General features: G+C 67.3%; 23 protein-coding genes. 8 read left to right on the top strand and 15 right to left on the bottom strand.

Going from position 1 to position 19,545, the window contains the following annotated elements; all coding sequences use genetic code 11:
* Positions 1 to 96: 96 nt before the first annotated feature.
* From ACFTSF_RS39595 to ACFTSF_RS39635, 9 genes are all read right to left on the bottom strand, one after another.
* Positions 97 to 975 (bottom strand): carbohydrate ABC transporter permease, encoded by an 879-nt coding sequence (locus tag ACFTSF_RS39595; protein ID WP_380160518.1) that lies wholly within the window; start codon positions 973 to 975, stop codon positions 97 to 99.
* Positions 975 to 1,910: a carbohydrate ABC transporter permease gene (locus ACFTSF_RS39600; RefSeq protein WP_380160519.1), complete on the bottom strand. Its 936-nt coding sequence runs from the start codon at positions 1,908 to 1,910 to the stop codon at positions 975 to 977. Before ACFTSF_RS39600 ends, ACFTSF_RS39595 begins: the two co-directional genes overlap by 1 nt.
* Positions 1,907 to 3,163 (bottom strand): ABC transporter substrate-binding protein, encoded by a 1,257-nt coding sequence (locus tag ACFTSF_RS39605; RefSeq protein ID WP_380160521.1) that lies wholly within the window; start codon positions 3,161 to 3,163, stop codon positions 1,907 to 1,909. The genes ACFTSF_RS39600 and ACFTSF_RS39605 overlap by 4 nt, the downstream gene beginning before the upstream one ends.
* 87 nt (positions 3,164 to 3,250) lie before the next feature.
* A complete protein-coding gene (locus tag ACFTSF_RS39610) occupies positions 3,251 to 5,263 on the bottom strand; it encodes a hypothetical protein (protein ID WP_380160523.1) in 2,013 nt (670 codons plus the stop codon).
* 125 nt (positions 5,264 to 5,388) lie between these two features.
* A complete protein-coding gene (locus ACFTSF_RS39615; RefSeq protein ID WP_344156553.1) occupies positions 5,389 to 5,970 on the bottom strand; it encodes a hypothetical protein in 582 nt (193 codons plus the stop codon).
* On the bottom strand, positions 5,967 to 7,118 hold the full coding sequence (locus ACFTSF_RS39620) for an L-histidine N(alpha)-methyltransferase (RefSeq protein WP_344156556.1): 1,152 nt from the start codon (positions 7,116 to 7,118) through the stop codon (positions 5,967 to 5,969). Before ACFTSF_RS39620 ends, ACFTSF_RS39615 begins: the two co-directional genes overlap by 4 nt.
* 77 nt (positions 7,119 to 7,195) lie before the next feature.
* Positions 7,196 to 7,396: a cold-shock protein gene (locus tag ACFTSF_RS39625; protein ID WP_132410129.1), complete on the bottom strand. Its 201-nt coding sequence runs from the start codon at positions 7,394 to 7,396 to the stop codon at positions 7,196 to 7,198.
* 91 nt (positions 7,397 to 7,487) lie between these two features.
* A complete protein-coding gene (locus ACFTSF_RS39630) occupies positions 7,488 to 7,673 on the bottom strand; it encodes a hypothetical protein (protein WP_380160525.1) in 186 nt (61 codons plus the stop codon).
* Complete coding sequence (locus tag ACFTSF_RS39635; RefSeq protein ID WP_380160527.1) at positions 7,670 to 8,956, bottom strand: PspC domain-containing protein; 1,287 nt, start codon at positions 8,954 to 8,956, stop codon at positions 7,670 to 7,672. Before ACFTSF_RS39635 ends, ACFTSF_RS39630 begins: the two co-directional genes overlap by 4 nt.
* A gap of 183 nt (positions 8,957 to 9,139) precedes the next feature.
* On the opposite strand from ACFTSF_RS39635, the gene ACFTSF_RS39640 reads away from it, so the two are divergent.
* From ACFTSF_RS39640 to ACFTSF_RS39655, 4 genes are all read left to right on the top strand, one after another.
* On the top strand, positions 9,140 to 10,669 hold the full coding sequence (locus ACFTSF_RS39640; protein ID WP_380160529.1) for a PspC domain-containing protein: 1,530 nt from the start codon (positions 9,140 to 9,142) through the stop codon (positions 10,667 to 10,669).
* Entirely contained in the window at positions 10,666 to 11,307 is a 642-nt protein-coding gene (locus tag ACFTSF_RS39645; RefSeq protein ID WP_132410137.1) for a response regulator transcription factor, read from the top strand. Before ACFTSF_RS39640 ends, ACFTSF_RS39645 begins: the two co-directional genes overlap by 4 nt.
* Positions 11,308 to 11,413: 106 nt before the next feature.
* Entirely contained in the window at positions 11,414 to 12,622 is a 1,209-nt protein-coding gene (locus tag ACFTSF_RS39650; protein ID WP_380160531.1) for an MFS transporter, read from the top strand.
* A 9-nt stretch (positions 12,623 to 12,631) separates the two neighbouring features.
* Positions 12,632 to 12,982: a hypothetical protein gene (locus ACFTSF_RS39655; protein ID WP_380160532.1), complete on the top strand. Its 351-nt coding sequence runs from the start codon at positions 12,632 to 12,634 to the stop codon at positions 12,980 to 12,982.
* 7 nt (positions 12,983 to 12,989) lie between these two features.
* Here the strand turns inward: ACFTSF_RS39655 and rpsR are convergent, their stop codons facing one another.
* A complete protein-coding gene (rpsR, locus tag ACFTSF_RS39660; protein ID WP_344156582.1) occupies positions 12,990 to 13,226 on the bottom strand; it encodes a 30S ribosomal protein S18 in 237 nt (78 codons plus the stop codon).
* A 50-nt stretch (positions 13,227 to 13,276) separates the two neighbouring features.
* Between rpsR and rpmF the strand changes: the two genes are divergently transcribed.
* Together rpmF and ACFTSF_RS39670 are read left to right on the top strand one after the other, a co-directional pair.
* Entirely contained in the window at positions 13,277 to 13,438 is a 162-nt protein-coding gene (gene rpmF / locus ACFTSF_RS39665) for a 50S ribosomal protein L32 (protein WP_376039243.1), read from the top strand.
* Positions 13,439 to 13,539: 101 nt separating this feature from the next.
* Entirely contained in the window at positions 13,540 to 14,862 is a 1,323-nt protein-coding gene (locus ACFTSF_RS39670; protein ID WP_380160535.1) for an aminopeptidase C, read from the top strand.
* On the opposite strand, the gene ACFTSF_RS39675 is transcribed toward ACFTSF_RS39670, so the two are convergent.
* Positions 14,859 to 15,554 carry an alpha/beta fold hydrolase gene (locus tag ACFTSF_RS39675; protein WP_380160537.1) on the bottom strand — a complete coding sequence of 232 codons (696 nt, stop codon included), beginning with the start codon at positions 15,552 to 15,554 and terminating at the stop codon, positions 14,859 to 14,861. The genes ACFTSF_RS39670 and ACFTSF_RS39675 overlap by 4 nt on opposite strands.
* On the bottom strand, positions 15,551 to 16,282 hold the full coding sequence (locus tag ACFTSF_RS39680) for a PIG-L deacetylase family protein (RefSeq protein WP_380160539.1): 732 nt from the start codon (positions 16,280 to 16,282) through the stop codon (positions 15,551 to 15,553). The genes ACFTSF_RS39675 and ACFTSF_RS39680 overlap by 4 nt, the downstream gene beginning before the upstream one ends.
* Positions 16,283 to 16,322: 40 nt before the next feature.
* On the opposite strand from ACFTSF_RS39680, the gene ACFTSF_RS39685 reads away from it, so the two are divergent.
* Positions 16,323 to 17,264 carry a serine hydrolase domain-containing protein gene (locus tag ACFTSF_RS39685; RefSeq protein WP_380160541.1) on the top strand — a complete coding sequence of 314 codons (942 nt, stop codon included), beginning with the start codon at positions 16,323 to 16,325 and terminating at the stop codon, positions 17,262 to 17,264.
* On the opposite strand, the gene ACFTSF_RS39690 is transcribed toward ACFTSF_RS39685, so the two are convergent.
* Both ACFTSF_RS39690 and ACFTSF_RS39695 read right to left on the bottom strand, forming a co-directional pair.
* Complete coding sequence (locus tag ACFTSF_RS39690) at positions 17,261 to 17,869, bottom strand: ClpP family protease (protein ID WP_380160543.1); 609 nt, start codon at positions 17,867 to 17,869, stop codon at positions 17,261 to 17,263. The two genes, ACFTSF_RS39685 and ACFTSF_RS39690, sit on opposite strands and share 4 nt — an antisense overlap.
* The gene (locus ACFTSF_RS39695; protein ID WP_380160545.1) at positions 17,866 to 18,465 is read right to left on the bottom strand and encodes a ClpP family protease; all 600 of its coding nucleotides are present in this window, start codon (positions 18,463 to 18,465) and stop codon (positions 17,866 to 17,868) included. The genes ACFTSF_RS39690 and ACFTSF_RS39695 overlap by 4 nt, the downstream gene beginning before the upstream one ends.
* Before the next feature lie 98 nt (positions 18,466 to 18,563).
* On the opposite strand from ACFTSF_RS39695, the gene ACFTSF_RS39700 reads away from it, so the two are divergent.
* The gene (locus ACFTSF_RS39700) at positions 18,564 to 18,941 is read left to right on the top strand and encodes a hypothetical protein (protein ID WP_380160546.1); all 378 of its coding nucleotides are present in this window, start codon (positions 18,564 to 18,566) and stop codon (positions 18,939 to 18,941) included.
* Here the strand turns inward: ACFTSF_RS39700 and ACFTSF_RS39705 are convergent.
* On the bottom strand, positions 18,922 to 19,545 hold the full coding sequence (locus tag ACFTSF_RS39705; protein WP_380160548.1) for a class I SAM-dependent methyltransferase: 624 nt from the start codon (positions 19,543 to 19,545) through the stop codon (positions 18,922 to 18,924). The genes ACFTSF_RS39700 and ACFTSF_RS39705 overlap by 20 nt on opposite strands.

Below are 19,545 nucleotides of genomic sequence, written 5' to 3' on the forward strand. Positions count from 1 at the left end.
CAAACAAGCAAAAATCAACCGCACCACCTACAAAGCCACCATCACCATCGACATCCTTGACACACCACCCTGACCACTAACTAACCGGCCTTGGGATTAACCCTTCAGACCCGACATCGTGATGCTGTCGGTTAGGTAGCGCTGGAGTAGGCCGAAGACGAGGAGGCTGGGGATGACCGTGATGGTGGCGCCGGCCATGATTTGGTTGATGGGGACTGACTGGGTTTGGAGGGTGGCTAGGCCTACCGTCAACGTTTGCATGTTGGCGGATTGGCCTATGACCAGGGGCCAGAGGAAGTCGTTCCAGTGCCAGAGGAAGACGAAAATTCCTAGGGTGGCCAGGGCTGGGCGGATCAGGGGCATCACGATCAGGGTGAAGATTTTCCATTCGGGGGCGCCGTCGATTTCGGCTGCTTCGAAGAGTTCGTCGGGGAGTTGGCTGATGAACTGGCGGAGCAGGAAGACGGCTTGGGAGTTGGCCAGGGTGGGGACGATCAGGCCCCAGTAGCTGTCGACCCAGTCGAGGCGGGAGATCAGGATGTACGAGGGGATGAGGGTCGCCTGGAAGGGGACCATCAGGGTGGCCAGGAACGCCCAGAACATCAGCTCGCGGCCGGGGAAGCGCTTCTTTGCGAAGGCGTAGCCGGCCATGGCGGCGAAGAGCAGGACGAAGACGACGGACACTAGCGAGTAGAGCAGTGAGTTGACTGTCCAGCGGGGGATGTCGGAGCTGGACAGGACTCGGGTGAAGTTCTCGAAGGTCCAGCGGGACGGGTAGAAGGCGTCGGGGAAGGTCTGGCCGCTCGGGGGTGCGAAAGCGACGAGCACCATCGCCACGAACGGGAGCACGGTGACGATCGCGGTCAGTGCGAGCAGCGTCGGCAGCGTCAGCCGGGCCACCGGTCGCGACGGCTTCAAAGATGAAGTCGACGACGCAGTACGGCGGGTTGATGGGCGGTCGAGGAGGTTCACCATCAGTCGTCGTCCCTCCCGACGAGGCGGCGTTGGACGAGCGAGATGATCAGCACGATGAAGAAGAGCATGATGCCGATCGCGCTCGCGTAACCGAAGTCGAAGAACTTGAAACCGCTGTCGTACAGGAGATAGACGAGCGAGTAGCTGGACCGGACCGGGCCGCCGCCGGTCATCACGTACATCGCGTCGAAGACCTGGAAGGCGCTGATCGTCTCGATCACCAGCACGAAGAACAGCACCGGCCGGATCTGCGGGATGGTGATGTAGCGGAACCGCTGCCAGGCCGAGGCGCCGTCGATCATCGCGGCCTCCAGGTACGACGGCGGGACTGCCTGCAGGCCGGCGAGCAGGATCAGCATCGAGTAGCCGAAACCCTTCCAGGCGGACGTGACCGCGATCGACGCCAGCACGGAGTTGTCCGAGCCGAGGAAGTCGACCGGGCCGATCGAGACCAGCCCGAGTACGGCGTTCAGTAGCCCGTCCTGGGCGTCGTAGATCCACTTCCAGATGACCGCGGCCAGCACGATGCTCGTCACGTACGGGAGGAAGAAGACGCCCCGGAAGAACCCGCGCTGCCAGACCACTTGTTGCAGCAGCAACGCCGTGCCGAGCGAGATCAGCACTGTCAGGGGGACGAAGATCAGGGTGTAGGTGAGGGTGACCACCAGGCTCTGGTGGAACAGCTCGTCCTGCAGCAGCCTGGTGTAGTTGTCGAAGGCAATGAATTTCCAGCGGCCGCTGAGCCGGTAGTCGGTCAGCGACAGCCAGACGGCGCCGACCGCCGGCAGGAAGCGGAAGGCCAGGAACAGCGCCAGCATCGGCGCCACGAACACCAGCCCGACCCACGCCCGCCGCCGCGGACCGTGCCGCCCCCTGAGAGGTACGGGTCGCGGGCGGCGGGCGGGGGAGTTCCGGTCGACGCCGACCTGGGTCATCGACCCAGGAGGGCGTTGCCCTGCTTGGCAGCGTCGTCGAGTGCCTGTTGCGGTGTCTTCTTGCCGGTCAGCACGGCCTGGATCTCGACGCTCAGCAGCGCCATGATCTGGCGGGCGGCCGGGTTGGGCTCACCGGGGAAGGCGTACTGCAGCGCCGGGCCGAACTTCTGCGTCAGCGGATCGGTGACCTCCACCTTCGCGTCGGTGCGCGGGGTGAAGTAGCCGGTCGCCTTGCTCATCGCCTCGAGCTGCGGCGGCTGGATCATGAACGAGAGGAACTTCTTCGCCCCGTCGATGTTCTCCGAGCCCGCGTTCACCGAGAGGCCGCCGGGGATTCCGTACCCGACCTGCTTGGCGCCGGTCAGCGGTGCACCGACCTCGGTGTTGTCGACGCCCCAGCTCTTGGCGGCCAGTGCCGCGTTGGCCGGCGTGGCGGTGAAGGCCATCGCGACCTGACCCTTGCCGATCGGCTGGTTCTCGATCGCGTTGCCGTTGGTCAGCGCGCTCTTCGGTACGGCGCCCTCGTCCCACAGCGTCTTCAGGAACGTCAGCGCCTCCAGGCCCGGGGCCTGGTTGAACGCGACGGACTTGCCGTCGTCGGCGAAGACCTTGCCACCGGCCTGCCAGAGCAGCGGGTAGAAGTTCAGGTTCAGCGTGGCCTCCGGCGAGGCCGAGTAGTCGAGGGTTGAGAACCCGGCCGCCTTCAGCTTCGGCGCGGCCGCCTTGATCTCGTCCCAGGTGGCCGGCGGCTTGGTGATCCCGGCCTTGCCCAGCACCGTCTTGTTGTAGATGGTCGTGGTGACGGTGTGGTAGATCGGCGCGCCGTAGACCTTGCCCTCGACGGTCAGGCCGGGGATCGCGTTCGGCAGGAACTTGCTCTTGTCGGCCTCGACCACGTCGCCGACCGGCTCGAGCGAGCCGTTCTTCACGTACTGCGGGAGCTGGTCGGGGATCAGCAGGACGACGTCCGGACCCTTCTTGCCGGCGAACGCGGTGGCCAGCTTCTCGTCGCGCTTGTCCCAGGGCTGCGGCTCGATGTTGAGGTCGAACCCGGAGTTGGCGGCCTCGAAGTCGGTCTCGACCTTCTTCCAGTAGGTGTCACTGGCGGCCTGGTCGGCGATCACCGGGTACATCCAGAGGGTGACGGTCTTCTTCTTGTCGGAGGATCCGTCGCTCCCGCCACACGACCCGAGGGCGGCGGTGAGGACGAGTGCGGTCAGTGGCGCCGCGATACGGCGGACGGTGGATTTCATCACAACCCCCTGGATGCCGGCACAGGCCGGAAAGTTGTTCACCGAATAACGGTCAGGACCGAAAGTAGTGGGAAGGAATTTCTGCTGTCAACGTTTGATATCGACTCGGAACAGTTCGGGCCCGTTGCTGAAGATCAGCCGCTGCCCACCCTGGACGGCGAGCCGCCGGTGCGGGTGCTCGAGGTACAGCTTCGGCGTCGCCCGGTCGCCGGGGGCGATCCGGTAGATCTTGTTCATGTCGATGCTGACGTACACCCCGTCCCTGGTCGCGACGATGTCTCCGGTCTGGGAGGTCGTCCCGAGGACGAAGGACCTCAGCACTGTCCCATACCACGGGTCCATCGCGAACACGGTCTTGCCGGCCACGCCCCACAGCGTTCCGTCCGGCCCGAATGTCACCGACGACACGGTCGGCGCCTTGGTCACCGGCACCGTTTCCCAGAGTTTCCGCTTGCCCTCGACATCCCAGGCGAACACGGTTCCGGACTCCCGGGTCGGCTTGGTGGTACCGAGTCCGCCGGTGATCGACGTACCGCCGTACACGATTCCTTGACGAGCGGTCAGACCGAAGACGCTCTCGTCCTGAACGACGTTCCGGTACGTCTCGGTGGTACCGGACTGTGGATCGTAGAAGGCCAGCGCGCCGCCGAGGCGGTCGCCCTCCGGGACGGTGCCGACCGCGATCTTCCCGTTCACCTCGACCAGCGCGCGGGCGCGGTTCTGGAAGACGGGCTTCAGGTTGACCGCGAGCTTCGGGTTCTCCGGGCTGCCGACCGGGCCGGGTGAGTACTCGACACTGTTCCAGGTCTGGCGCGGGTCGTAGGAGTAGAGCCGCGCCTCCGGATAGGTGCCGATCCAGACCTTGCCGTCGGAGCCCTCGTAGGTCTGCTCGGTCTGCGAGAAGCGGTTGAACTTGGTGACGCCGGTCTTCGGATCGGTGACCGAGACTCCGCCGTTCAGATAGCCGCCGGTGTAGACGTTGCGGTCACCGCCGGACAGGCCGAGGATGTCGATCGGTTCGCGCCGGACGTTGGTCAGGAAGATCTCCGACTTGCCGGTCTGCGGGTTGTAGCGGAACTCCTCGCCGCGCCACAGCGTGCCGATCACACTCGTCCCCGGATAGTCAGGCAGGCCGAGGTTGGCGTACCCGATCGAGCGCGCGTTCTGGATCCGGCCGGTGAACCGCAGCCCGGTGCCGGTCAGCGTCTTGGTGGCCGGGTCGTACTTCCGCAGCTCGCTGGCCTGGATGAAGTACAGCTCGCCGTTGGCGCCGAGCGGCGAGATGTCCAGGCCGTGGGCCAGCGGGATCTCGTCGACCCAGGTGCGGGATGCGATATCCCAGACATACATCGGCATCGGGAACGCGCCGCCGACTCGGATGTAGACGCGGCCACCGCGGACGCTGAGGTCGTAGACGGACTTGAGTTTCGGGTCGCCGAGGTTCGGCGGCGGGGGAAGCTCGGTGGCGGCGCCGGTGGTGGCGTCGATCTCCATCACGTGCGCGTCGGGCAGGGATCCCGTGTAGAGCTTGCCGTTCGCGTAGCCGATGCTCTTGACGTACGGCTGGTCCGCGATGATCTTGCCGTAGTCGCGGATCGCGCCGGTGGTGTCGTCGAACCGGAACACGCGGCCGCCCGGGTAGGTGCCGCCGTACACGTTGCCCTGGTCGTCGGTGGTCAGCGCCCAGATGAAGGACTCGCTGGCCAGCGGCCGGCCGAGGTCCTCGACCGCGGTCGCGCCGGGGCGCAGCCGGTACAGGTGGCCGTTGTTGTAGCTGCCGACGTAGATCGTGCCGGCCGGCGTCGCGACGACGGTGTAGCTGCCCTCGGCGCCGGGCAGTGGCGTCGAGAGCAGGCTGGTGCCGTTCACCGGGTCGAGCGCGTTCAGGTACGCCGGTACGCCGGACGAGATGTTCCAGATCGCGGTCTTGCCGCCGGGTCCGGGCGCGACGGTGCCGCCGATCAGCAGTACGTCGGACAGTGGTACGCCGAGGGAGACGGCCTCGGCGTGTGGCGGGCCGGCCGCCACGGTGGGCACTGCCGGGGTGGCGATCAGGGCAGTGGCAACGGTCAGGGCGAGGAGCGGACGGAAGAAACGCAACGAAGCCTCCGGGGGTGCCGTATTTACGGTCCTGTCCGAAAGTAAGCGCCGATGGCATGATTAAGTCAACGGCTCGGCATGAATTGCCACTTGTGGCAGCGTGAGCGAGGTTTCGGGGGTGCCCGTTAGAGCACGGGCATCTTCGCGAGCAGCGTCTTCAGCTGGTCGCGAGTGCTGGTGAAGAAGCTGTCCTGGCGATGCAGGGCCCGGTGGAAGGCGGCCAGCTCGGCCTCTGACGCGGTGGCGGAGAAGGTGCTGATCTCGGTCAGGTCGAGCCGTCGGTTGAACAGGTTCACCGTGTCCCGCCAGCGGTGCAGCTCGCGAACCAGCTCGGCGTCCCGGTGCAGACCGAGTGCGCCGGAGACGAGAGCCAGGTCGACCGCTGACACCACCAGCCGCGGATAGATGTGTCGGGTGGACGGTGCCTCCGGCGAGAAGCGCGCGTCGTTCAGCAGGCGGGTGTTCTCACGCAGCTCGTCGCCGACAGCCCGCAGTACTTCGGTACGGCGTTCTGCCTCGGCCGTCAGCCGTTCGACGAAGATGCCGGTGAGCCCCGCGACCAGCGTCAGCGAGTTGACCGCGGGCTCCCAGCGGGAGTTCTCCGGCCAGAAGAACCAGATGACCCCCAGCGTGAACGCCAGGCCGAGCAAGCCGTAGCTGATCGCCGTGACGACGGTACGGCGGTGGGTCGCCCAGCGACGTCTCATCGCGCCCAGATGTCGTCGGCCAAGGTGCGGTCGTGCTCGCCGGAGGATGCCGGGGCGAGCAGCAGTAGCTCGAGGCCGAACGGGTTCGGTCGGCGCTGATACCGGAATTGGGACTGGATCGCCTCGATTGGCGTCAGCTCGCAGGCAGTGGTGAGCCGCTTCAGCCGGGTGGTCGAGTACTTCCGGGTCGTGTAGAGCCGGATGGTGTCGCCGATCGGCAGCACGACCTCGGTGTGGTCCGGCAGGCCCATCCGGATCGCCTCGCGGGTGTCGTTCTGCCAGACGACCTTCACCAGCAGCGCGTCGTCGTCCTCGATCTCGCCGATGAACTTGATCTGGTCGTTGTCGACCTTCAGATCGGTGTTGTAGCGCAGCGCGCTGGTGACGAACTCGGTGAACGCCCTGGTCTGGTGGTACTCGTCAGCGGCCGCCTTCGCCGACTCCGCGTCCAGCCGGGTCGTGCTGGCCACCTCGAGCAGCAGCCGGTCCTGCGGACGCAGTACGTCGGTGATCAGCTGCAGCAGGTCTTCGTCGTCGTCGAAGTTGGCCAGCGTGTTCCCGGTCAGGCTGTAGAGCAGCGGCTCGTCACCGATCAGCCGGCCGAGCATCTGGGCCAGCTCGGACATGTTGTCGCGGATCGAGAAGTCGATCTGGACCGGTAGCACCTGGGAGATCGGGAAGTGGCCGCTGCGGACCGATTCCTGGCCGCCGAGCCGGAGCATCTCCGAGCTCATGTCGACCGGGATGTAGAACATGTCCGGGTTGCGCCGGCGCAGGTCCTCCAGGATCGTCCGGTCCTTCACGCCGGTCCCGATACCGAGGCTGACGAAGTGGAAACCGCCCTTGTCCACATGCGGTTTGACCTTGCGCCAGTGCCGCTGGAAGGACTCGGTGCCGGCCTTCATCACCAGGTAGAACGGGTCGCTGGTCGCGTTCGCCCAGGCGATCGTCGGGCCGATGCCCCAGTAGGCGAAGCCGGAGGTGATCTCCTTGCCGTCGCCGGTCTCCGAGACCGGGCCGCGCAGGTCACCGGTCAGCGTGGCGAGCTTGTCGGTCTGGTCCTCGCCCACCAGCACGAACGTCCACGAGAAGTCGTCGTCGGCCAGCGCCTTCTCGAGCCTCCGGACCACGTGTACCGGCTCTGTCACGTTCTCGGACCCCTCCCACGGTGAGTGGTCAGGTTACCGGTTACCGCCGACAGGCGCAGTCCAGAAAACGCCGTACGTCAGACGGGCGTGACGGCTTCGGCTTCGCGGCCCTTGGGGCCGTCGATGATCTGGAAGTCGACGGGCTGGCCGTCCTCGAGGGTCTTGTAGCCGTCGGAGACGATCTTGCTCCAGTGGACGAAGACGTCGTCCTGCCCGTCCACGGCGAGGAAGCCGTAGCCCTTGTCGGCGTTGAACCACTTCACGGTGCCGCGCACCATCTCGGAACTCCTGTGACCACGGGACCCGTTGCACCCGGACCCCTCGGGTAGCTGGCCCACCGGAACCCCGATGAGCGGACCTCAGCCTAGCTCACCCGCGGTGCGAGGCCGCCAGGCCGATGATGCCCGCGCCGAGCAGCAGCAGGGCGCCGGTCAGGCCCAGGTCCTTGGTCTCCAGGATGCCGTTCTCGTTCAGCATCCAGATCGTCGCGCCGCCGGTCAGTACGGTCCCGGCGATGATGCCGGCCACATCCGGCTTCGGCTTCGGCTTGTTCATCCCCGCTCCACTTTGATCGAGCCCAGTTTGACGTCCAGGTCCAGGACCACTGACTCCGGTCCGGTCTTCTGGTCGGCGCCGAGGTCGTTCAGCGTCAACTTTGCGTCCCGGCCGCTCTGCTTCGCGTTCGGTGCGACCAGTTCGCCGAGGTCGGCGTTCAGTTGGCCCTGTACGTCGACGTTCCGCGGCAGCTTGATCACTACCTCACCCGCCCGCCCGTGGACCTCGATCTTGGCGCCGGGGTCGAACTTGGCCTGGGTCAGGTCCAGGTGCACCGAACCGGCGTCGAACGTGTACGGCGTCCCGGTGCCGGCCGTCGTGATCACCTGACCGGCCGGCGCGACGTATTTCACGTCGGCGAAGTTGCGCGGCACGTTCGGGAACAGGTTGCTCGCGATCGCACCTGCCGCGAGCAGCAGGCCCAGCGGGAGCAGTGCGGCAGTCCGGCCGACGAAACCGCCGAACAGCATGCCGGCGCCGAGCACTGCGACTCCGATGACCAGCATGGTCGCTGTGGTCGCTCCGGCCAGAGCCGCGATTCCGATCGCGACACCGGTCAGCAGTACGACGACAGACTTGACTCCGCGAGCCCCCTTGACCGGTGGCTGCGCCGTACGGGTCTTGGCTGGTGCCGCGCTCGGTGGCTCGTCGACGTACAGGCCGAGTGGGTCGTCGTCGGTCCAGACCGGCTGGACTGGCGGCGTCGGCTCGCTCACGCGGTCCTGCGGGCGCTGCTCAGCTGCGGGGGCCGCAGTGGGCGTTGTGCTCTGGGTTTGGGTCCAGCCGGGCTGGCCGTGTGTCCAGGCGCCGTTCGGACCGGACCACTGGGCGCGCGGGTTGCTGCGCCCGCGGCGACCGCCCTTGCGGTGGTAGGCGACCAGTCCGATGAGCGCGAGCACCAGCAGCGGGCCGGGGACGAACTCACCGAAGTTGAACGAGGACATCATCGCGATGGCGGCGAACACGGCGATACCGACGATGATCGGGCCCAGCCACGGGTGGTCCGGCCGGACGCGGTCTCCGAGCAGCCCTTGAGCGGGGGAGCGGTCGCTGCGCTCGTCCGGCATCAGCAGCCAGCCGGCGATGTAGAAGATGACACCGGGACCAGTGAGGATCAGCACGGCCATCACCACGCGGATCAGCACCGGGTCGATGTTCAGCGCCCGGCCGATCCCGCCGCAGACCCCGGCCAGCATCCGGTCCGACCGGCTGCGCTGCCAGTTCTCCACGTTCTGCAGGCGGCTGCGGTCGAACCCCCCGGGGCCGCTCGAGTTCTGGTCCATGGCACCGATACTGCCGCCTCGACCGGTCCGGAGACATCGGGGATCCCCCCTGACCTGCCCCGGGTGTGTCGGCGGTCGGGGTTTCCCCCGAGGGGACCCTGACCCGGCCGGGGCGCCTGGTGAGGAGCCGGCCCGGGACAAGCCTGCTGGTGTCGGCCCGGTCGACATGTGACGATCGTGGTGATGAGTCAGCCAGCCTCCGCCGCGCCGACGGGTGGGACCTCCGGCAACGGAGCCCCAGCCGAGTCGCCGCCTGCCCAGGGGCAGCCCAACGGCTCGGAGCAGTGGCGGTACAAGGGCTGGGGTCCGCAGGGACCCAGCCAGTACCAGGGCCCGTACGCCGCCTACGCCGCGCGCCAGGCGGCCGCCCTGGGCCCCGGCGCGCCCGCTCCGCCGCCTCCGCCTCCCGGACCGTCTTTCGGCCCGCCCCGCCCGTCGTCCGACCTACCACCGGTACGGCGGGCCTATCGCCGTACCGAGGGTCGTGTCGTGGCCGGTGTGGCCGGCGGGGTCGCGGACCACCTCGGTATCTCGGACACTCTGGTGCGGCTGGTGCTGATCGCTGCCACGGTGTTCGGCGGGTTCGGTGTGCTGATCTACGCGGCGCTGTGGTTCCTGATGCCGCTCGGAACGCCGGTCGCCCCGGCGGCGCCCGGTCTGGCCGCGCACACCCGGAGCGGGATGCGGTCGGACGAGCAGCCGCCCCCTGTGACCGAGGCGAAGGCGCAGAAGCGGGAGAAGAGCCGCGGCCAGGTGACCGCGCTGGTGGTCGTCGGAGCCGCCGTACTGCTCCTGCTGCAGGCCGCCGGGATCGGTATCGCCGGGAAGATGTTCTGGCCGCTGGTGTTCGCCGGGACCGGTCTGGCGCTGATCTGGCGGCAGGCGGACGAGGGACAGAAGCAGGAGTGGACCAAGGGCGTCCGGGTCCCGGTCGTCGGCGCAGTGCTCGGCAAGGGCGGCGTGAAGTCGGTGATCCGGCTCGCCGTCGGCGTGATCCTGGTCGGTACGGCGGTCGGCGTCTTCCTCGTGCAGAACGGCAAGCTGTCCCAGGTCGGCAACGTCCTGATCGCTGTGCTGCTCGCAGTGGTCGGCCTCGGAGTCATCGCCGGGCCGTGGGTCCAGCGGCTGAACCGGGACCTGAACTCGGAGCGTGCTGAGCGCATCCGGTCCCAGGAGCGCGCCGACATGGCTGCGCACCTGCATGACTCGGTGTTGCAGACACTCGCCCTGATCCAGAAGCAGGCCAATGACCCCCGTGCGGTCACCACGCTCGCCCGCTCCCAGGAGCGTGAGCTGCGGGCCTGGCTGTACGACGAGGATGACAAGACCGACCAGACACTCGCCGGAGCCGCCAAGCGGGCCGCCGCGGAGGTCGAGGACTCCCACGGGGTGCCGATCGAGGTCGTGACGGTCGGGGACTGTGAGCTGACCGAGGGGATGTCGGCCATGGTGCGGGCTGCCCGTGAGTCGATGGTGAATGCGGCCAAGCACTCCGGTGCTGCGAAGATCGATGTGTTCGTCGAGGTGGACGGCGACCGCGCTGAGATGTTCGTCCGGGACCGCGGCAAGGGCTTCGACGTGGACGGCGTACCCGACGACCGGCTCGGGTTGCGGCACAGTGTGATGGGCAGAATGGAACGGCACGGCGGACGCGCGACAGTGCGCTCCGATCCGGAGACTGGGACCGAAGTGCGACTGGAGATGGACAGATGAGCAGCAGGCGCGTTGTCGTCATCGATGACCACGACATGTTCCGGGCCGGAGTGCGCAGTGAGATCGGTGCGTCGGTCGACATCGTCGGGGAGGGCGCAGACGTCGACTCCGCGGTGAAGGCGATCGTCGCGGCCGAGCCGGACGTCGTACTGCTCGATGTGCACCTGCCCGGTGGCGGTGGCACTGAGGTGATGAAGCAGGTGCACCAGCGGCACCCCGAGGTGAAGTTCCTCGCGCTGTCGGTGTCGGACGCCGCAGAGGACGTCATCGGCGTGATCCGGGCCGGTGCCCGCGGCTACGTCACCAAGAACATCAGCGGTACCGAGCTGGTCGACGCGATCAACCGGGTGGCCGAGGGAGACGCGGTGTTCTCGCCTCGGCTGGCCGGCTTCGTGCTGGACGCCTTCTCCGGAGCGATCGACATCGCGTCGGTCGACGAGGACCTGGACCGGCTGTCGCAGCGCGAGCGTGAGGTGCTGCGGCTGATCGCACGTGGGTACGCGTACAAGGAGGTGGCGCGGGAGCTCTTCATCTCGGTGAAGACCGTCGAGACCCACGTCTCGTCGGTACTGCGCAAGCTGCAGCTCTCGAACCGTCACGAGCTGACCCGCTGGGCGACTGACCGCCGTCTGGTCTGACGGCCCTTTCCACTCAGCGGAAGAGCCGCTGGCGCGCAGAGCGCCGTACCGAGACCTTTCTGGGAAGCCTGGCCGGGATCCGCCCGTCCGGCGGACCGGAGGTCTGATGTCAACGGTCTCGACGTCTCGGAGCGGCTGGGTGCGGCCGCTGTGCTGGAGTGCCGTCCTGCTGGACGGATTCGACCTGGTGGTGCTGGGGACGATCACCCCGGTCCTGCTCAGTGACAAGGTGTGGGGCTACACGCCGGCTGTCGCGGCGACGGTGTCGACGGCCGGTCTGGCCGGGATGACGCTGGGTGCGCTGACGATCGGGACCGTGACAGACCTGATCGGCCGCCGGAGGGCGTTGCTGGTGGCGGTGGCCGGCTTCTCGTTCTTCACGCTGCTCTGCGCGTTTGCCACGAGTGCTGGCACCTTCGGCGTACTGCGGTTCCTGGCTGGTCTCGGTCTCGGCGGATGCTTGCCGACAGCAATCACTCTGGTGACGGAGTACTCGCCACGTGGTCGGAACGGCGGGCCGACGACACTGGTGATGACCGGGTACCACGTTGGTGCTGTGCTCACTGCGCTGCTCGGAATCCTGGTGATTCCGTCGCTGGGCTGGCGGGCGATGTTCGTGATCGGTGCGGCACCTGCGCTGGTGCTACTGCCGCTGATGCTGAAGTACTTGCCGGAGTCGCCTTCCTTCAGTCGGGAGGCGTCCAAGCAGGGGCTGGAGCCGGTGAAGTCGTTGCTGCGCCCGGAGTTCCGGCGTTCGACGCTCGCGTTCTGGGTGACGTCGTTCATGGGGCTGCTGCTGGTCTACGGCCTGAACACATGGCTGCCGCAGATCATGCGGGAAGCTGGCTACCCGCTCGGTGCCGCACTCAGCTTGCTGCTGGTGCTGAACCTCGGTGCGGTCGCCGGACTGCTGCTGGCCGGCCGCATTGCCGACAAGGTCGCGCTGCGGCCAGTCACCCTGGGCTGGTTCGCCGGTGCGACGATCACGCTGGCCCTGCTGAGCATTCGACTCCCCAGTGTGATCCTGTACGTCGTCGTACTGCTGGCTGGCGTCTTTGTCTTCGCTGCGCAGGTGCTGGTCTACGCGTACGTCGGTCGTCTGTATCCGGCCGCGAACCGTGCGACCTCCCTTGGTTGGACCGCAGGTGTCGGCCGGCTCGGTGCCATCGCCGGACCGATCCTGGGTGGTGCCCTGCTGTCGGCGGGACTCGCGTTCCCGTGGGGCTTCTACGCTTTCGCGTTGGTGGGCGGGCTCGCGGCCATTTCGGTGAGCGTGGTGGAGCGGCGCTCAGCTGTGGTGGTCGCCTCGGACTAGGGTGACCGCATGGACTTTGTGCATCACCTGTTGACGTTTCTGCACCTGATCGGCTTCGCGGCGTTGTTCGGCGGGTTTTTCACCCAGCTGAAGACGAAGACCCCGGTGGTGAACGCCGCGATGCTGCACGGTGCGCTGACCCAGTTGGTGACCGGTGTCCTGCTGGTCGGGATCGCCTCCGGCATCAAGGACGACGACTTCACCGTGAACAACACGAAGGTCGGCGTGAAGCTGCTCGTCGTACTGGTGATCGCCGGACTGCTGTTCGCCTACCGCAAGAAGCCGGCGCTGACCCGCGGCACCTTCTTCGCCATCGGCGGCCTCACCGTGGTCAACGCCGCCATCGCCGTCTTCTGGTGAGGGTGAGCTACTTGGAGGTGTAGGGCAGCAGGGCCATCTCCCGGGCGTTCTTGATCGCCCGGGAGACCTGCTTCTGCTGCTGCACACTCAGCCCGGTCACGCGCCGGGAGCGGATCTTGCCGCGGTCGGAGATGAACTTCCGCAGCAGCGCGGTGTCCTTGTAGTCGATGAACGTGATGCCGTCCCGGTCCAGCGGGTTCTGCTTGGGCTTGCGCTTGCCGGTCACCGGTGGTCGTCGCGCCATGACTCGTCGCTCCCTTGGTATTGAATGTCGTTTTCATTTAGCATAGCCCCATGGCCGTTCCGAAACGCAAGATGTCCCGCTCGAACACCCGCAACCGGCGGGCCCAGTGGAAGGCCGCTCCGGTCGACCTGGTGCCGATCGTGGTGGACGGCAAACAGCTCCGCGTGCCGCGCCGGTTGGTCCGTGCGTACCAGCGCGGTCTCATCTCCTGAGACCGGCCGGCCGAACCGGGTGGCTGGTTGTGGACAGGGCACAGATTCGCCACCCCGGCAGGGGCGGTGCACGCTTGGTGGCTGAGATACCGTCGATGGTTATGGAGCGGAATCTCACAACCGAACAACTCGCGCTCTTCGAGAAGGAGTTCGCAGCCAACCCGCAGTACCGGGTGATGCAGAACGCCGTCACGCAGACGCCGGTGAACGCCATCGCACTCGACCGCCAGGTCGTCACCTCCATCGACCATTCGGTGTCGAACCTGCTGGACGACTGGAAGGTCACCAACCAGAAGAAGAGCGGGCGGTGCTGGCTGTTCGCCGGGCTGAACCTGCTGCGCGTCGGCGCGGCCGAGAAGCTCGGGGTGAAGGACTTCGAGTTCTCGCAGAACTACCTGCTCTTCTGGGACAAGTTCGAGCGCTCGAACTTCTTCCTCGAGGCGATCATCGAGACCGCCGGCCGCGACGTCGACGACCGGACGGTGGCGCACCTGCTGTCCGACCCGATCGGTGACGGCGGCCAGTGGAACATGTTCGTCGCGCTGGTTCGCAAACACGGCCTGGTGCCGAAGTCCGCGATGCCGGAGACCGAGAGCTCGTCGTCGACCGGCCAGCTGAACGACACGCTCCGCAAGCTGCTCCGCCAGGGCGCCCGCGACCTGCGCGGCCTCGACAGCGCCGAGGCGCAGCGGGAGCGCAAGCGCGAGATCCTGACCACCGTGCACCGGGTGCTCTGCATCCACCTCGGCACGCCGCCCCAGAAGTTCCTGTGGCAGTGGAAGGACAGCGACAAGGCCTTCCACCGCGACGGCTGGACCACCCCGGCCGAGTTCGCCGCGGCGTACGTGCAGGTCCCGGTCGACGACTACGTCTGCCTGGTGCACGACCCGCGCGAGTCCAGCCCGGTCGGCAAGACCTTCACCGTCGACTACCTCGGCAACGTCATCGACGCCCCGCCGGTCGTCTACCTGAACGTCGAGATCGACCTGATGAAGAAGCTCACCCAGGACGCCATCGTCGGCGGCGAGCCGGTCTGGTTCGGCTGCGACGTCGGCAAGCAGATGAACGGCGACCTCGGCATCTGGGACGCCAACCTGTACGACTACGGCGCCGTCTACGACACCAGCTTCACCCTGGACAAGGCCGAGCGCCTCCTCCACCACGAGACCCTGATGACCCACGCCATGCTCTTCACCGGCGTCGACGTCGTCGACGGCGAACCCCGCCGCTGGCGCGTCGAGAACAGCTGGGGCGACGAGAAGGCCGACAGCGGCTTCTGGACCATGAACGACTCCTGGTACGGCGAACACGTCTTCGAGATCGCCGTCCGCCGTTCAGCCCTCCCCGCCGACCTCCAGGCCCGCCTCGCCGACGACCCGATCGTCCTCCCGGCCTGGGACCCGATGGGCGCTCTCGCCGACTAAAGAATCAGCTCTAGCGCTTCGGAAGGCCTCTCCAGGGTTGGCAGGTGACCTGCCCAGGGGAGGTCTTTTCGTTCTGCGTTCGGGAGCCGGTCCATCAGGTACGTCGCGGAGTCGGCGAAGAACTGGTAGTCGTGGGCGCCGGTGATGAGGCGGACGGGCATGGTGAGGGTTTCGGGGGTGACGGGGTATTCCTCGTTGTCCACGTCGCCGGCGGGGATCTGGAGTTCGTAGGCTCGGCGCTGCATGGTGCGGAGGAGGTCGCGGGCGGCGTCGTCCGCGTCGGGGCCGATCCAGTGCTGGACGGTGAGTTCGGTGGCCGCTTCGACGTCGCCTGCTTCGACCAGCGTGTTTTCCTCGGCCCACAGGGCTTGGAGGGCTGCGTCCGGCTCCACGTTGTCGGTGGGGGCGCAGAGGAGGACCAGACGGGTGAAGCGGTCGGGCTGCTGACTCGCCGCCTGCTGGAGGACATAGCCGCCGTACGACGCTCCTACTGCCGCAACCTGGTCGAGGCCTAGGTCGTCCAGGAGAGCCAGGACGTCGCCCGCGTCGGAGTACTTGGGGACGACGGGGTTTTCGCCGTAGCCGCGGAGGTCAGGGGTGATCACCTGGTGGGTGGCGCTGAGCGCGTCCACCTGGTGCTGCCACATGCGGCTGTCGGCTACGCCTGCGTGGAGCAGGAGGAGAGGGGTCATGCGCCCAATCGGATCACAGTGAAAGCTTCGGCGTAACTGGTTTTCGGCAGGCCGGCGAGGGCGGCGCGGTGCTGGGACAGCCGGCGCATGTGGGCGGCCAGGGAGTCGGGGTCGCGGTGCTGGCTGGTGTGGGAGAGCAGGGCGGCGATCTTCTGGTCGATGGTGTCGGTGATGTCGACGTAGTGGTTGATCTCAGGGTGCTCGACCAGCCAGAGCTCGTTGAGGTCCCAGGGGTCCTCGGTGAGGTCGGGGAACGCGTAGGGGTTGCCTGCTGCGGGGTAGAACGCGCGGACGGTGGCTTCGCCGGTGGCCAGGTGGTCGGGGTGCGAGACCTGGAGGCGTTGCCAGTTGCGCTCGGGGGAAGAGGTGATGAGGCGCTGCGGGCGCACCTGGCGGATCACTCGGACGATGTCGCGGACCAGATCGGCGGTCGGCTCCACGGCACCATCGGCGTACCCGAGGAAGTGCAGGTCCTGTACGCCGGCGTGCCCGGCCGCGGCCGTCTGCTCAGCCCGGCGGACTGCGGGGATCTCGGAGCGGTCCCGGTCCGGCTCGAAGCCACCCTCCTGGCCGTCGGTGACGATGCAGTAATGCACCTCGATCCCGGCCTTGGTCCACGCTGCGACGGTTCCGGCCGCGGCGAAGTCGATGTCGTCGGGGTGCGCGACGACTGCCAGTACACGCTCGATTTCACTGTCAGGACGCGGTTTGGCTGCAGGAACAGTCACATCATCGACCTTACTTGCCCTATCTGGGCACAGTGGACCTGTGGAGTTCGGCGGCGAGTGCGACCCGCTCGAGGTGGGTCTGGACGCTGCTCGGTTGCGGACGGCGATCGAGCAGGCACAGACACGTCGCGGCGCGGCTCAGCTGTGCGTGATCCGGGACGGGCGCGTGATCGTCGACCGCTGGTTCGGGTGCGAACCGGAGTCGCTGTTCTGGTTGTTCTCCGCGAGCAAGCAGTACGTCGCGATTCTCGTGCACCAGCTGGTGGAGTCCGGCGTACTGCATTTCGATGACGAGGTGGCGGCGTACTGGCCGCAGTTCGCGGGGGAGGGCAAGGACGGGGTCACCATCCGCGATGTGCTGCGTAACCAGTCCGGTGCTGCGGCACCCCGGGCCGACGTACGGGCTATGACCGACTGGGCGAAGTCGCTGCGCCGGATCGAAGAAGCGCCGCTGCGCTGGCCGCTCAGCTCGCTCGCTTTCGGGTTCATTCTGGGTGAGGTGGTCCAGCGGATCACCAGGCATCCGATTCAGGTGGTGCTGGAGGAGGCGGTGCTCCGGCCGCTCGGGGTGGCCGACACACACCTGGGTCTGCCGCCAGAGCTGTGGGGCAAGCAGGTCCCGGTCAAGGGCAGTCGGCTGGTGAACCGCCGCAGTACCCGGGAGGCCGTCGTACCGGGTGAAGGTGTGTCGGCAACAGCCCGTGACCTCGCTGCGCTCTACCAGATGCTGCTGAACCACGGCATCGGTACGGCGGGCCGCGTACTGCGGCCGGAGTCGGTCGCAGCCGCGGTTGCGCCAACCAGTGACCCGGCGTTCGGTCAGCAGAGCAGTCCGCGGACGTTCGGTCACAACGGCAGCAACTGCTGTGTCGGGTGGGCGGACCCCGACCGGCAGCTCGCCTATGCCTATGTGACCGACCGCACCGCTGAACTCGCTCACCACGTGGCCGTGGCCGACCGCGTCCTCGCGTCGGCCGGCTAGCTGAGGACCGGTACGGCGACCCGTTCCTGCACCACGCGGTCGACGATGCCGTACTCACGAGCCGCCTCAGCGGTCAGCACGTGGTCGCGGTCGGTGTCGTGCCGCAGCCGCTCGATCGTCTGGCCGGTGTGCTCCGCGAGGATCGACTCCACCTGGGCGCGGACCCGCACTACCTCGTCTGCCTGCAGGATGAGGTCGGGAATCGTGCCCTGACCCCGTGCGGCCGGCTGGTGCAGTACGACGCGCGCGTGGGGCAGCACTGAACGCCGTCCGGGCGCACCGGCCGCCAGCAGAACCGCACCGGCCGCAATGGCCTGTCCGACGCAGAAGGTTGCCACTGGCGCCGAGATGAGCCGCATGGTGTCGTAGATCGCCAGTGCGGCCGTAGTGTCACCGCCCTCGCAGTTGATGTAGAGGTTGATCTCCCGCTCGTTGTTGTCGTACTCCAGGTGCAGCAACTGCGCGATCATCGCGTTGGCCACGCCGGAGTCGATCGCCGTACCGAGGTAGATGATCCGCTCGGACAGTAGGTGCGAGTAGACGTCCATGACCCGCTCACCGCGCGGGGACTGGGCAATGACGTTCGGAATCATGTAGCTGCTCATGCGGCTGCTTCCTTCTGCGCGGGCATCACCTGGTCGAACGACGAGACGATGTGATCGATGAAGCCGTAGTCGCGGGCCTCGTCGGCGGTGTACCAGTGGTCATGCAGGGAGTCCTCGTGCACGGTCTCGAACGACTGACCGGTGTCCTCGGCGATGGCCGACAGGAAGGTGTCGCGGAGCTGCCGCAGGTCGTTGGCCTGGATCTCGATCTCCACCGCGGAACCACCGATCCCGGCCGAGCCCTGGTGCATCAGGATCCGCGCGTTCCGCAGCGCGTACCGCTTCCCCGCCGTACCAGCGGACAGCAGGAACTGGCCCGCGCTACAGGCCAGCCCGATCGCCAGCGTGGACACGTCGCACGGGACCAGCCGCATCACGTCCCGGATAGCCAGCATCGACGGCACCGAGCCACCGGGTGAGTGGATCCACAGGGCGATGTCGCGGTCGGGGTCCTCGGCCGCCAGCGTCAGGATCTGGGTCGCGAGCAGCGTGCCGTTGTCGTCGTCGAGGACACCGTCCAGTACGACGACGCGGCGGTCGAGCAGCCGCTGCCGGGCGGACGGGTTGAACAGCGGTGGTTTGGTCTCTTCTGCCATGTGTCCACTGTGGGCGCGCAGAACCGTCGTACCCCAGTTTTTCTGCTGACGGCAAGTCTGCTGAGAGCCGACAAGATGCTGTGGCAGGCTCCTCCACTGTGAATCTGAGCGATACCGCAATCCTGATCGCGGACGACCTGTCCGAGTCCGAACGCAACCTGCTGGAGCGGACGGCCACTCCAGCCGCCACCCTGCTTGGGGCGGTCTCGATGATCCTCCGTACGTCGCTCTTCACCGAGGACCCCGCTGCCTGGGTCGACATGTGGCAGGCCCGCCCGGACTTCGCCCGGATCGAATGGCTCGACGGTCCGGAGCTCTCGGACGTCGTAGCACTGCTGGCCGCGAAGGACTACGAGGGCCAGATCGAGGGCGTCCCCGGTCTACGCATCGGCTCCTGCAACGACCACACCGCGAAGATGCACTGGCTAGGCTCCGCCGTACCGGTAGAACTCCAGCTCACGCGTCAGCTGTCCTGACCGCACGCCCCAGGATGTGCGAGGCGGCCGGGTTGAACCCGGTGGCGGGGAAGTCGAAGCTGTCGAGCTCGGTGATCGTGAAACCGGCCGCTGTGATCGCGGTCGCGGTGTCGCGGTGCAGGTGGCAGCCGCCCGAGAGTATTGGGTAGCCGGTGGCGTCGAGCACGCGCTGAAGACGTCCTGGTACGGCGGCGACGTGTTCGTAGAAGCGGAGCTCGCCGTCGGGGCGCAGTACTCGCTTGGCCTCGGCTAGCGCGACGGACTGGTCGGGGACCGAGCACAGGACGAGTGATGCGACCACTGCGTCGACCGAACCGTCAGTGAGCGGCAGTCGGTCCGCAGTGCCGTGGACAACTTGCACTGGAACCGGAGCGGTGTCAGCGGCCCGCTCCGCCTGACCGCGCAGGTAGGGCTCGGGTTCGACGGCCAGGACCTGTGTCACGGCGGGTGGGTAGTGCGCGAAGTTCCCGCCGTCACCTGCGCCGATCTCGACCACCGCACCGGTCAGTCCGGCGAGTAACCGCTTCCGGTGCTCGCGGACGCCGTACTCGTCCATGCTTGGTCGCATCCGTGCGTAGACCCTGGCGAAGATCGCGTGTCCCAT

The sequence above is a fragment of the Kribbella sp. NPDC056951 genome (assembly GCF_042674205.1).
In the GTDB taxonomy this organism is placed as follows: Bacteria; Actinomycetota; Actinomycetes; order Propionibacteriales; family Kribbellaceae; genus Kribbella; species Kribbella yunnanensis.